This is a genomic window from Allobosea sp. 05T433 (assembly GCF_056396065.1).
The window spans coordinates 1-12,299 of sequence record NZ_JBFTKS010000030.1; the positions used below are offsets into that span (position 1 = coordinate 1).

Below are 12,299 nucleotides of genomic sequence, written 5' to 3' on the forward strand. Positions count from 1 at the left end.
GATGCTTAGTAGGCCTCAGGTGGCCTTCGCTACCTGATGCCGGGAATTCCTGCCTGATGCGTTCGGCGTGGGCGGCCGGACAGAGGGAACCCAAGAGGCATCTCCGCGCTCGCTCCTGCGCCGACCGTGCGTCTGCATTCCCCACTCAGCCGCCCAGACGCGAAGGGGTGCGACGTCTGAAAACGAGTCGCTAACCTACGCTGATGCGACCGCAACTTCGTCAGTCTGGTCAGCCGGGATAATGAGAATGTCACGTTCTGCGTCGCGAAGTACTTGCTCGGCCACGCTGCCTATCAAGGCACGCTTTACTCCGCTCTTCTTGCTGGTCCCGAGGACGATAAGATCGCTGCGTTCATCCTGGGCGCTAACCAGGATAGTTTGCGCAGGGCTGCCTTCACGCAGAACGACGCCGCTGGGCGTAGGTGGAATTCCAAGCTCGTTTGTATACGCCTCAAGTCGCTCCGCTGCTTCGACCCGTTCTTTATCCAGGTACGCATTGATCGCTACCGGATCTAGAACAGATCGCTTCATCAGCCCGAGGGCCGGAGCATCAAACGCATGAACGATCTTCACGGCGGACTTGCTGAAGATTCCCATGCGCAAGGCACCCTGGGCTGCCGCCTTCGACGCATCGTCAAAATCGAGCGCGAGGAGAGTTCGTTCATATACAGTTGAAGGGGGCTGGATCGCGACCAAGACTGGAATGCGGCTCCGTCGAATGACACGCTCGACGGTGGTCCCAGTGAAAACGTCCCGGAAGCGGCGGCGATGAGGTCCTAGGACGATCAGGTCGGCGCCGAATTCATCGGCGGCGGACAATATTCCGTTGAACGAGTCATCTACCACGATCTCGAATTTGGCTGACACCCCATCGGCTTCGCAGGTTGATCGAACAGTATCTTCGAGCACGGATATGGCGGCCGATCGCTCCGCTTCGATCATGCGATGAGGCAAATCGCCATCCACGACATGGACAAGCGAAAGTGAAGAACCCAAACGTTTTGCTATGAGCGTGGCCCGTCGTAGCGCCCTGTCCGATCTCGTCGAAAGATCGGTTGCAACGAGGATGCGTTTTAGGGGGCCATCGTTTTTCGCAGTTAGCGTCATGGCTATCTCCAGCCTCCAAATGCAGAGCGAGAACTCGTCAAACAGCGTCGCGCTAACCTAATATGCCTGAGCGGCACAGGATTGCTCAGGCTTCACCATTCTCTTTGGGCAATCGTTCCGCAAGTGAGCGCAGTCCGTTAGCGCCTCAGCGCCAACAATCTAGAGATCGCCGCGGCGGTCGCGCAGGCCATCGGGCCGAAATTACATGCATCGTCGAAGGTCCCTCAGGAGCTACCGAGACCCCCCAATGCTGTCCGTCCTGGGCAACCCCTCAATGTCGGAAGTTGTTGCTGAAGAGACGTGAGACAGGCGCGCGGCCAACTTCGGCTTTCCACCCCTCAGCGACCTTCAGAACGGCTGGTAATGGGTAAGGCCCCTGTATCGCTGGCGGCCAATTCCTGTCGCGGCGCTAATTCCGACGATCGTCATCTGGCTTATGGTGTTCTACTGGGCCGCTCGACTTTAATTCGCGCTGGACACCCTCGGCATTGGTGGCTGGGCGATGAGGGCAGCCGCTGTGCTATCTGCGGCCTCCGTCACGAGACGGGCGTGCGAGAAGCCCCCCTGGCCTGATCGGTTCCCGTCGGACTAAGGGCGAGAATTGGAAAGCGTGATCCTGACCGCGATTGTGATAAGCTAAACATTCGGGAACCCGGCGCGTGGGAGATTCCTATGTTGGCGTTCTCCTTGCTAAGCACTCACGCCGGAATTCGGTTGGAAGGCGATTACACGTCACTGAGGGCGCTTCGTGACGTTGTTCATGACATCAATGAGCGCTCACCCCTGATAAAGGATCGGGAGGGCTTATTCATCGCGCTTGCCTACGACCTCAGAAAAGCTTTCGAGCTGGAGCGAGACGTCATTCGCCCGCCTGCACACTGCAAGGAAATCGGAACCCGATATGGCGTGAATATCCTTTGGCCAGTCTTGCTGCTGCAACATCTAGTGCTGCGATCGTCTCTGGCCTTCATCGATCATGGCCCGCAACACCAAGCCTGCGCGTACATGCTCGAGGCGGTCATTGAAGACGCTTTGGAGGACGATTTCGGCGGCCATGCTGGAGTGATCAGAGAAGCCTGGAAGCAGACTGCAAGCTGCGTCGAATTTTTCGACGACCGCTATTCCGCGCGTTGCGCACTATTCTCGAGCTGGAACGCCGGCGACCGCAAAGGGGGCCTTGCCGATCTCCTTGCTAGCATGTCCCCCATGTTCGACCAGAGCCAGAAACTCAGTCCCTTCCATGGCCTTGTGACGGCGGCGATAATCGCGGCGTGGGAGGGCGCCGAGTGGCCCGATCCGAAATGGTAAGCGGTCTAAATCTGGGCAGGCCCTAAGGAATTTGCCGGATGGCGTCCCGTCTCGGCTATCTGTTGTACTGGGTCGCGTCATGGATCGCCGTGATCGTGATCACCGCTGGAATCGTCGTTTGGCTCTACCTCGCTCGCCCGGACAAAGACCCCATTGGATTGGCAATCGCTGGCACAGGCATCATTATTTGGGTCGCGGCTCGTGCGGTCCGATATTGGCTTGCCGGTCGATAGACGCCGTACGCGAACCGTTCGACTTTATTGGAGCCGAACCGATGCCTGACGAACGCACCGAACTCGCGGTCGAAGCAGCTGCGAGAGCCTTCCATGAGAACGCCCGCGAGAAGCGGCAATTCCAGTGGGAGCAGTCGTCCGAGGAGTGGAGGCGGGACATCCGGGCTTTCGTACGCCCCATGGTCGAGGCCGCCTTACTCGCCTCTGATGCTTTCCTGGCAACCGCAATTCCCAAGACACCAAAGCCAGGAGACATTGGGTGACGGAAGCCAGCATTCACCCGCGAAACTGCTGCCCGGTTGCCCGGTAAGCGGCGAACGTTGGCCCCCACGGGCGGTCCGCGTTTTAATTTCATCGGCGCCGTCGGGAATGTGCCTTCCGGGTCCGCTGACTGTCCCCATCCGGCTGTGTCGCAGATCATCCCGACGCACGAAAACCCAAGCAGGGACCCCCCGTTCCGATCAATCTAGCGAGTTGGAGGAACTGTGTCCGACGCGTAGCGGGGTTTGGCTAATCGCGTACGGTCCTTGCCTAGGCCGGTCGCTTCGAGAAGCCCCTTCCGCTTGGCATCGTAATAGTACCCGGTCCGATAGTAGTGGCCGGCGCGGGCCTGGTCGCGACCGGCCACGAGCCAGGCTCCCCGCAGGTATTTGAGCCCGTAGGTGAGATTGACCTCGGGATCGAGCAACCCCGCTGCCGGGCCGGTGTAACCCATGCTGCGCGCCGTCGCATGCTTGATCTGCATCAATCCAAAATGACCACCGTTCTGGGCGGTTGGGCGAAAGTTGCTCTCGCGCTTGACGATTCGCCGGACCCAATCTGAGGGGAGTTCGTAATGCGCTGACTTCTGTTCGATGATCCGGTCGATGCCCGCGCGCGCTGGGCCGCCTGGTGACCGACGAACAACGGACTGTTCGCTGGAGTAAGCAAGTGGTTTCGCTGCCTCCGCGGAGGCGTCGTCCGTAACGATGCATCCTCCAACTCCGGCAGACAGTAAGGTGATACCGGCTGCAACGAGACGTCTTTGCCACGGCAATCTGACCTCCATCAGCTGATGAACCTGCTCACGGGGATACCAACTCTAGGCTCAACCGAATGTACGCCCACTGGCGGCAGTTCTGCGGCCGACGATCCGAACAGGTGACGTCGCACCTGAATCGTCTCATGCAGCCCAACTTGGATTTCGCGGCTATCATTCTCCCGACAAGTGAGCGTCGTGAAAACCCCGTAGGGCCAGCTTCTAAGGTGGCGTGCAACTACGGGGTCTTCGTCACCCGGCTACCAACCATACTGGGGGGCAGTCGCCGGGGAGCCAGTTGGACCTATGCATCTCCTGCCATCGAAGCGTGTGATGGCACCGTCGTGGGCGATGTCATGGTGATCCCGGAAGACAGCCTGGTCAAGCAAGGACAAGATCATACCTTGCGCCTTCGGACCCGAGCTCTTCGAGGAGACCCTCCTCTAATTAATGGCCTACCTGCGCAGCGGAGCTGTGAACGCCATTATCAACGCAGCCAGGCGCTCCTTCCGGGTGGGCAAGACAAGACAAGCATGGCCGATTTCTGTCCTTGCTTGACCAAGATGCCGATTGTCAGCACCATGCCGCATAGCACGACCTTGCCATGACAATCTCCGGCGGCAGGAAGTGGTGGTAGCGGACAGGCCGACACGAATCCAAGGCTCCCCGGCACCCCCCCTTCCCCGGGTGACACTGCCGGGTGCAGGAGACCCCGTAGCGCCAGGGCTCTCCCAAACTGGTGTCTACGGGGTTTTTCGCCAGATGTGTCAGGCGAAACCGACCGAACGGGATCGCCGCCGACGGAAAGCTGCGGCCTCCGCGGCTAGCGGCGATCATGTTTCGAGGAATGTGCCCCAGGCCGGTATCCCGTCGTTGAAACCGCTCGGCGCGGATCGACCGGCGCTGGAGGGTTCCTTGGGAGCGCAGGCGCACCGACTGGCTCTTGCGACGTGAGGTCGACAATCTCCCTCGTGCCTGCCTTCACCAGTACGGCGGTTGTTGCAATCAGCCTTTGCCTCCAATGTGTTATCGAAAAGCACGGAGACGATATGATTTTGTTCGAACAGCTCGCGTCCCGCATCAAAGGGCCTATGGCCGAGAACGAAGATTGGTGGCACCTCTGCTACGAGACCGACACTAACGAATTCTACGTCGAGCACGAGTGGAGCCACGTCCCCAGTAACGGGGTGCAGCTGAATAGCGGCACCGAAAAGCATGATGCAATGACATGGGTAGGACCGGGCGCCGAGCTCATTCCGAATGCCAGGAACCTGTTGCTGGAGCGGGCGAACGACATGCGAAAAGCTCGAAAGCGCCCCGTGGCATGATCGCAAACGCCCTCGGCCAGATGCGGGGCGGGCTGTAAGGGGAGTTTCCAGGTGGGCCAGATCATCTCAGCAAGTTGCGAGGCTTGCCATCTACAACGCCACGTCGTGATCGGGGGAACTAGGACGGCGTTTCGAGAGCACTCGGCTTGGCCGTGCCACTGCACGAACTGCGTCGACCTTACCTCAGTGAACCTTCAGGTGGTGCCGTACCGTTGTCTCAGATGCGGATCAGAGGCGGTTGTGAAGTACGGCGATCCCGCAATATCCGACGTGTCTGGCCGTACTGTCGCGTCCTGGGATAAGGACACGCTTTCGAGCGGCCTTCATCTTTGTCCCAACTGTGAGAAGCGAACGCTGAGGTTTGGTGATGGTGTTCTCCAGCGGCCCCTTCGCATGTTCGACTAAACCGCGCGGTTTTTCGAGACGGCGGTCCTAGCCGGCGACTGAACCTACAATATTAAGCCATCGATCAACTGGTCGGTTCACTTAGTTTCGCTACTCGGTTCTACGCGCTGGAACAGCAGAGACTGCGTCAGCACCCTGTCGAATTTCTCGCGCCGGCAGTCAGCTTGATCGAGCTTTCCCGAACTGATGCCGGTCATGAAGATCCGAGACGTCTCCTCGCGTTCACTGGCGCGATAGCTGCGTGAACTTGGATGGCCTTTCGCGAACGTTTACGGTGCTCATGGCCCGGTCGTTTGGGCTGCCGGGGCGTTAATCGTAGCGATCGCCAGCTCGTCGCTGCTGGGGGCTGCCAGAATAGCAGCGACCGGTGCGGCGCAGCCGCTCTGATCAGTCAGCAAGCGGCCCCCCTGGGTTCAGCCTTGGACGCCAGTTTGCCAGGCGATGCCCAGCGGCACCTAGATCGGCGGCCGCACATAAGGCGGAGCTTCGGGATCGAATTGCGTCCAACCTTCCCGCTCATAGGTGGTCCGGCGGTCGACCGCATCGATCGGTGTCGCGCCGTCCATGACTGCAACGATCGCCGGAGCCTGTTCCTCGTTTGCTCGAGCAGCCACAACGCTGCCGCCACGCCTGACCGCCTCCGCATAGTAGTGGGCATCCTGCTGATCGACGCCAGACTTCGTCAGAGCGCCTACGAGGCCGCCGGCGACGGCACCGGTTGCAGCCCCCGCGGCAGTTGCGGCAAGCCAGCCAGCGGCGACTACAGGGCCAATGCCGGGGATCGCAATCAGGCCGAGCCCAGCGAGTAGCCCGGCAGCACCGCCGATCAAGCCGCCGACCCCGGCGCCCTCCCCTGCATGGTTCTCGCCATCGATATCCGCTCGGCGGCCAACAAAGCTAATATCGGAATCGACGACGCCGATATCCTTCAGCTTTCGAACTACGGATTCAGCTTGATCGTAGGTGTCGTACGAACGAGTGATTGTCTGGATCATGTGAAAGACCCTCTCAGTTGCGCGTGATATTGCCTCGACAATCGAGGCTCACGCCGCCTGGCCGCCATGAGTCGCCCTGCCCTGACAGACGCCATTGTCGTCCTTCCTGAGTTCGGACACGGCACCCATTGGCCTCGAACCGGCTCTTCGCCTGGCCCTTGGTGAAGCTGTTTGAGCCGGGCAACGGCGCGTTGGTATCGGAACAGCAAATATTCTGCGCCCAAGAAACGGCACCGATAGGCACTTGTTCCATGGAAGGGATTGCGGGCATTCGCCCCTAGACCGAAGGCCAGGAGCCAAACCGGCGGCATCACCAAGGCGATGGTCACATACGCGCGGTCGCTAGTGGTACACGACAAGATCGTTTCGCCAATGACGAACCACAGGATTATCGCGTTCAAAATTTGGACTGAGCATTGCGCTTCTAAGTATCAATAGGTTAGAAGATAATTTAGCGAAATGTTTATTTTAGGAAGCGCCATGAACGAAGAAAACGACAATGTAATTGAGCTGACGGCGATGGTTGTTTCGGCCTATGTCGCGCATAATAACCTCCCGTCCGGGGATCTCGTGGCGCTAATCTCGAGCACCCACTCCGCGTTCACGCAGCTCGGCGCCAAACCCGAAGCCCCGCCCGAACCTATCGTACTTGTGCCCGCGGTTCCGATCAGGAAGTCCATAACTCCGGACGCCATCATCTGCCTGGAAGACGGAAAGGCGTTCAAATCTCTCAGGCGCCATCTGGGTACGGCTTACAATCTCACCCCTGAACAGTATCGCGCGAAATGGGGCCTGCCTCCAGACTATCCGATGGTCGCACCCAATTATTCCCAAGCCAGGGCAGCGCTCGCAAGAGCGTCAGGGTTGGGACGAAAGGCCAAAACTGAACCGGTCCCTCCCGTCGCTCCGAAGCCTGCCCGGGCCAAGCGTGGCTCGAAATCCGGGCCCAAGACCTGACGCATCCAAAGCTTGTTTGCCAAGCGCCGCGACGTCGATTGCATGAACTCGACGTCGCGCCATTCCGACACGCTTTTCCTCAACTGGGCGACGTCCGGAAGGCTCAGGCAACACGAGCTTCTCATACCCGACAAGCACCGTAATGGATCGGGCTAGTTCACGATAGGATTTCACGCGCCGCAGTTGCCGGGGATTGCCGGACGCTTCCACCGTGAGGCATGCAGCGCCGGCCACGCGATCTGGAACTGACGGAATGGAGTGTTGGATCCGGTCGGCGTACCTTAAGGCGTAAGGTCACATGCGAGCGACGGAGCGTCCTCCGTACTGCACACGACGATTATCTCGTATTCGCCACTGGCATTGGAAAACTGTTCCGCCAATCCGAGCCCGCCAGGCAATGCGGCTCTGGAAACCTCGCCTTTCGATGTCGAGGAACGGAGCCCAACGATTGGGCGAGAGACGTCCATCGCGATCACGTTATCGCCCTGCGCTCTTATGGAAATTCGGGATATCGGCTTAGTCAATTTAACGCGGTATACGTATAAATGCCAAGAATCTCTTGGAAACGGACCAGATTGAGAGATGATATTCAATCTAGCGGGATCTCCCGTTTCAGTTATGTTATTTCTTTTCGAACTTGCCGCACGTGAACTCCGCTTTCTTCCGAAATTCAAGTAGAATCCTAGCGCGATGAACAGCAATGGAGGCACGTATGTCGCTAGCAGGCGCAAAGTCTCCGGAGACAGCCCTTGTGGGATCGAAGGCTTGATCCAGTCGAACACTCGATCCCCGAACTGGCGGTCAAGCACCCCGTAAACTACAGAGAACAGGTACGGCCAAACCGCCTTGGCGGCACTGATGATGCTGCGCATTTCCGAACCGCCACCACGACTGCCTTCAGATACTTCTAACTTCACATGAAGGAAGTGTTTCTGCGGCGACCTGTTGTTGGCTGGCTGGCGGATTCGTCGAATGGGTAACGGACCGCTTGCCCGTCGGGCAAAATCCACTGTCGTCCCCTAAGCCTGGGGTGCCATTCCCGAATGACGCTACGCGACGACCGAGCCGTAGCCTGACAGCAGTGGCAAAAACGCGACCGTTCCCTGCCCGGCTATCACTGTGCACGATCCACGGCATTAGCGCAGGTCGGTCGGACAATGGCACCTATTTGGCGAACTCTTTTTCGATCTCACCGCCCGTCGTCGGATCAATCACCAGGCGATAGCCGCTCATGCTATGCGCCAGAATGCCGGCCTCACTTAGGCTGGCGTCGATAAACGTATCAGGCATGCTCGGTAAAGCCGCCCGCCATAGCGCTCGGCCGGTTTTGCCAATGCAGAGCAGGTTCTCGAAGAGATTGGCCCTGCTGGATTCGGGATCTATCAGGACGATGCATCGCTCCGGGCCGAATGGGATAGCGGTTTTGATGGGTGCACCCCGATAGAGGCCTTTCACAGCCAACGGCCCGTCACCGTTCCTTACGACGATGAAATTGCCATTCGCCGTGAAAACAATCGCTCCCATTGCCCTCCCCGATCACTCTCGCGGCTTCAGAGAATGACTCGGGGCGGGCTATTTGTCTCTCGAAACCGTCTGCATTGCGTGGTGACGACTTCACAGTCGGGGCACCGCAAAGACACAGCGTCCGACAGAGTTAATTGGGTCGCCATTCTTCCTGTTCGAACTCGTTTTACATCGATCATTGGCTACGCAACCATCGGGATCATTGGCCGGGAGGAGACGAATCAGAAGGGAACTGGCCCATGCCGGACCGGACGGTCGCGATCGTTGACGATCACCCATTGTTGGCCGAGGGCGTTGCTGCACTACTGAGACGATGGGGCGGTTTCACGCTCACTGCGACGGGGAACGTCGCGGATGATATCCTGTCGATCACCAAGACCCATCAGCCCAATTTTATGATCGTCGATCTGAGCATGGCTGGGGATGTCTTTCAGGCTATCTCCGACACATTGAAGATCGCTGCTGAGACCAGAATTGTCGTATTCACAGCCTCAACCAGCACGGATGATGCGATTGCGGCTCTGAACGCAGCGCCAAGGGCTACGTTCTGAAGGGCAGCCCTTCCGACGATCTCTTTCAGGCTCTAAATGCAGCGCAACGAGGCGACGTGCATGTCACCCACTCCTTCGCCGCCAAGTTGATTGGCGCGTTGAAAGACCAGAACCGGGAGCGCCAGAAGCCAGCCAGCGATAGGCTCAGCGTCAGAGAGGAGCAGATCGTAAGGCTGCTGCTGCTCGGGAAGATGAACAACGAGATCGCCCAAGAACTTTCGCTCAGCGCCAAAACCGTCAAGGGCTACATGACGAACCTGATGGTCAAGATGCATGTCCGAAATCGACTTGAGGTCGTCATCGCGGCGCAAAAGCACATCCCGCCGCCGAGCGGCACATCGGTCACACGGATTCGGCCATAGAACGCCGCCCGAGTTGAGCCCGTTAGCGTCATCGAACCATCGCGCGCATTATCTCAAGTTCCGTACTCTCTTACGAGCAGAGCGGGTACTCACGGTGGTTCGTGCGAGGGATCTCGAGATGCACCCTGCTTCCAATATCGCAGCGCTTATGAACGGTCAGCCTCGCAGATTGCCGCTGCATCTGCTGCATCATTTTTCTGGCGCCGGACATAGGCCTTCACGTAGGCCGGCGGCATCAGCCGCACATCATGACCACAGCCGATTAGCCTACGCGCCCAATGATGGGCGGAGCCACAAGCTTCAAGCCCGACCAGGCATGGCGGTAGCTGCTCGAAGAAGGGCAAGAGGTCGCGCCGTCTGATGGCTCTCGTCAGCAACACACCGCCCTTGCCGTCGACCACGTGAACCTGGAAGATAAGCTTCGCCAAATCGAGACCGACCGTTACAGCTGCGGACAGGTCGATGTTCTGCTTGCGCATGGATGGGGCTCCTCGGAATGGTCCGTGATGGCAACGCGCCTGCCTTAAGAATGGTGCCGGTGCAGGCGCCGTCCATCCCATCAAGAGAGCTTGAGGGCTCTGGCTAAGCGCGACGGCATCAACCAGAAGACGGTGGCCAAGTGGAAGAGACGGAGCTCGACGGCGGATCTCAAGACCGGTCCATGCGAGCCTCGATCGACCGTGCTGTCGATCGAGGAGGAGGCGGTCATCGTACCGCCGGCATACTCTGCTGCCGCTCGACGATTGCCTCTATGCTCCGCAGGCGACGATCCCGCATCTGACGCGCTCATCATTGCACCGCTGAGCCTGCCGGCTGTTCGCTGCGATGCCAGGCACAAGCCAGGTCATTCGGCACTTGACTGATATCGCGCGCAAGACGTGCCCAGTTATCACCGTGCACCCGCGCGACTGAGCGGGCGCTAGTCACCTTCGGCGACCCTGTCTATCGCGACCCCTGTTCAAGCCCGAAGGCAGCGTCGACGGGTCGACGAGGCCCCTTCCCTTTAAGCAACTTCAACGACGCAGAGAGGGTTGAACCCGTGATTTTCCCGGTCGCCGTGAAGATTTGGATAGCCGGCCTGATTGGCGAAGACGCGTGTCCGTCCGACTCGATAATCATGCGACCCGTGATCGTGACCGTGGATCCAGAGTTCAGGCTGAAACTCTTCAATAATGTTGCTGAGGTCAGAAGCGAAGGCAGGCGTAAGCGGGCTGCCCTGATACCGCGACGCGATCGAATGTGGATGGGGGGCGTGGTGAGTGACCACGACAGTCGGGCCGCTGTGAGGTATGGCAAGCTCGTGCCGGACAAACGTCAAGTCCAGCCTGTGTTCTGCCGCAGCGTGCCATGGCATGAACCGGCTATAGTGCCCTCCCTCTTCCCGATAGCGAATGAGGCGATGATCATTCAGCGTTTGGCCGGCATAGACCATGGATGGCTTCGGCGTCCCGTACAGCCGGTAATCGGTCCATAAGATGCATCCGACGAAGCGGACGCCGTTGATGATGACCGTCCGGCGAAAAAGCAGATCAACATCGGCGAGCGCGGCCGCCTCCGCGCCCTTAGCAAGATTGGATTTGAATTCGGTTCCGTAGAACTCGTGGTTCCCTGGAACGTAGACGATCGGCCGATTTTGCAGCGGTCCGATTTCCCTTTGCGTGGTAACCGTCCGGTCTCGGCCGCCTTGCGCGGTGGGCGGGGTTTCCCGAACGGTGTGACCTTAAGTCTAGCTTTAAGGTCATGGCGATGGTGCGGGCGGAGGTTTTGGGCGCGATCGAGCGGCGACGACGCTGGCGCTATGAGGACAAGGTCCGGATCGTCGAGGAGAGTTTCGCCGCGGGTGTGACGGTGACGGATGTGGCGCGTCGCAACGGCGTCGCGGCGAGCCTGGTTTTCACATGGCGACGTCAGGCGAAGCTGGGACAGCTGAGCGGCGGTCATCCGGCGCCGCTTCTGCTTCCGGTCGAACTGGCTCCTGCCGTGACCGACCTCACGCCGGCCCCGGCATCCGAGATCGCCGGCGCGGAGCCTGCGCGTCGAAGCCGTCGTTCGTCCGGCATCATCGAGATCGCGCTCGGTTCTGGCCGCAGGCTGCGGGTCGATCGCGATGTCGATGCGGATGCGCTGCGGCGGGTGCTCGACGTTTTGGACCGGCGATGATCGCGATCCCCGCCGGGATGCGGGTTTATCTCGCCATGGGCCCGACCGATATGCGCAAGGGCTTCGACGGTTTGGCGGCACTGGCGCAAGGGGCGCTGCAGCAGGATCCTTTCTCTGGCCACCTGTTCGTCTTCCGCGGCCGCCGTGGCGACCTTCTGAAGGTGCTGTACTGGGACGGTCAGGGCTTCTGCCTATTCGCCAAGCGGCTGGAGAAGGGCCGCTTCATCTGGCCGGTGACGACGGACGGCGTGGTGCGGCTCACGCCGGCGCAGTTGTCCATGCTGCTGGAAGGGATCGACTGGCGCGCGCCGATCCGAACCGATCGCCCCAGCCTGGCGGTATGAAGCGGAG

The 12,299-nt window shown here is 59.6% G+C and carries 13 protein-coding genes and 2 pseudogenes; 9 read left to right on the top strand and 6 right to left on the bottom strand.

The annotated features are described in order from the left end of the window. Positions 1-195: 195 nt before the first annotated feature. Complete coding sequence (locus AC1DGP_RS29045) at positions 196-1,107, bottom strand: universal stress protein (protein ID WP_441493352.1); 912 nt, start codon at positions 1,105-1,107, stop codon at positions 196-198. 672 nt (positions 1,108-1,779) lie between these two features. Between AC1DGP_RS29045 and AC1DGP_RS29050 the strand changes: the two genes are divergently transcribed. Both AC1DGP_RS29050 and AC1DGP_RS29055 read left to right on the top strand, forming a co-directional pair. Next, a complete protein-coding gene (locus AC1DGP_RS29050; protein WP_476826833.1) occupies positions 1,780-2,415 on the top strand; it encodes a DUF6904 family protein in 636 nt (211 codons plus the stop codon). A gap of 274 nt (positions 2,416-2,689) precedes the next feature. Next, positions 2,690-2,911, top strand: a complete 222-nt coding sequence (locus tag AC1DGP_RS29055; protein WP_441480352.1) for a hypothetical protein — start codon at positions 2,690-2,692, stop codon at positions 2,909-2,911. Positions 2,912-3,114: 203 nt separating this feature from the next. Here AC1DGP_RS29055 and AC1DGP_RS29060 read toward each other — a convergent pair whose 3' ends face one another. Beyond that, a complete protein-coding gene (locus AC1DGP_RS29060) occupies positions 3,115-3,696 on the bottom strand; it encodes a transglycosylase SLT domain-containing protein (RefSeq protein ID WP_441508883.1) in 582 nt (193 codons plus the stop codon). Positions 3,697-4,715: 1,019 nt separating this feature from the next. Between AC1DGP_RS29060 and AC1DGP_RS29065 the strand changes: the two genes are divergently transcribed. Next, positions 4,716-4,994, top strand: a complete 279-nt coding sequence (locus AC1DGP_RS29065) for a hypothetical protein (RefSeq protein ID WP_441508884.1) — start codon at positions 4,716-4,718, stop codon at positions 4,992-4,994. 860 nt (positions 4,995-5,854) lie between these two features. Here AC1DGP_RS29065 and AC1DGP_RS29070 read toward each other — a convergent pair. Continuing rightward, the gene (locus AC1DGP_RS29070; RefSeq protein WP_441508902.1) at positions 5,855-6,391 is read right to left on the bottom strand and encodes a hypothetical protein; all 537 of its coding nucleotides are present in this window, start codon (positions 6,389-6,391) and stop codon (positions 5,855-5,857) included. 483 nt (positions 6,392-6,874) lie between these two features. Here AC1DGP_RS29070 and AC1DGP_RS29075 point away from each other — a divergent pair, with 483 nt between their 5' ends. Then, positions 6,875-7,351, top strand: coding sequence for a Ros/MucR family transcriptional regulator (locus tag AC1DGP_RS29075; protein WP_441508885.1), 477 nt, complete (start codon positions 6,875-6,877; stop codon positions 7,349-7,351). Positions 7,352-8,515: 1,164 nt separating this feature from the next. Here AC1DGP_RS29075 and AC1DGP_RS29080 read toward each other — a convergent pair. Beyond that, entirely contained in the window at positions 8,516-8,875 is a 360-nt protein-coding gene (locus tag AC1DGP_RS29080; protein ID WP_441508886.1) for a DUF7957 family protein, read from the bottom strand. 239 nt (positions 8,876-9,114) lie between these two features. Here AC1DGP_RS29080 and AC1DGP_RS29085 point away from each other — a divergent pair, with 239 nt between their 5' ends. Continuing rightward, the gene (locus tag AC1DGP_RS29085) at positions 9,115-9,426 is read left to right on the top strand and encodes a response regulator (RefSeq protein WP_476832805.1); all 312 of its coding nucleotides are present in this window, start codon (positions 9,115-9,117) and stop codon (positions 9,424-9,426) included. Between the two features lie 56 nt (positions 9,427-9,482). Further along, positions 9,483-9,788 carry a response regulator transcription factor gene (locus AC1DGP_RS29090; protein ID WP_476832806.1) on the top strand — a complete coding sequence of 102 codons (306 nt, stop codon included), beginning with the start codon at positions 9,483-9,485 and terminating at the stop codon, positions 9,786-9,788. A 158-nt stretch (positions 9,789-9,946) separates the two neighbouring features. On the opposite strand, the pseudogene AC1DGP_RS29095 reads toward AC1DGP_RS29090, so the two are convergent. Then, a pseudogene (locus tag AC1DGP_RS29095) lies at positions 9,947-10,267 on the bottom strand (IS110 family transposase); the annotation flags it as partial. A gap of 81 nt (positions 10,268-10,348) precedes the next feature. On the opposite strand from AC1DGP_RS29095, the pseudogene AC1DGP_RS29100 reads away from it, so the two are divergent. Next, positions 10,349-10,589 (top strand): annotated as a pseudogene (locus AC1DGP_RS29100) (IS481 family transposase); the annotation flags it as partial. Positions 10,590-10,791: 202 nt separating this feature from the next. Here AC1DGP_RS29100 and AC1DGP_RS29105 read toward each other — a convergent pair. After that, positions 10,792-11,436 (bottom strand): metallophosphoesterase, encoded by a 645-nt coding sequence (locus tag AC1DGP_RS29105; RefSeq protein WP_476832852.1) that lies wholly within the window; start codon positions 11,434-11,436, stop codon positions 10,792-10,794. Positions 11,437-11,552: 116 nt separating this feature from the next. Between AC1DGP_RS29105 and tnpA the strand changes: the two genes are divergently transcribed. Both tnpA and tnpB read left to right on the top strand, forming a co-directional pair. After that, positions 11,553-11,948 (top strand): IS66-like element accessory protein TnpA, encoded by a 396-nt coding sequence (gene tnpA, locus AC1DGP_RS29110; protein WP_476832807.1) that lies wholly within the window; start codon positions 11,553-11,555, stop codon positions 11,946-11,948. Then, the gene (gene tnpB, locus AC1DGP_RS29115; protein WP_476832808.1) at positions 11,945-12,292 is read left to right on the top strand and encodes an IS66 family insertion sequence element accessory protein TnpB; all 348 of its coding nucleotides are present in this window, start codon (positions 11,945-11,947) and stop codon (positions 12,290-12,292) included. Before tnpA ends, tnpB begins: the two co-directional genes overlap by 4 nt. Positions 12,293-12,299 lie beyond the last annotated feature (7 nt).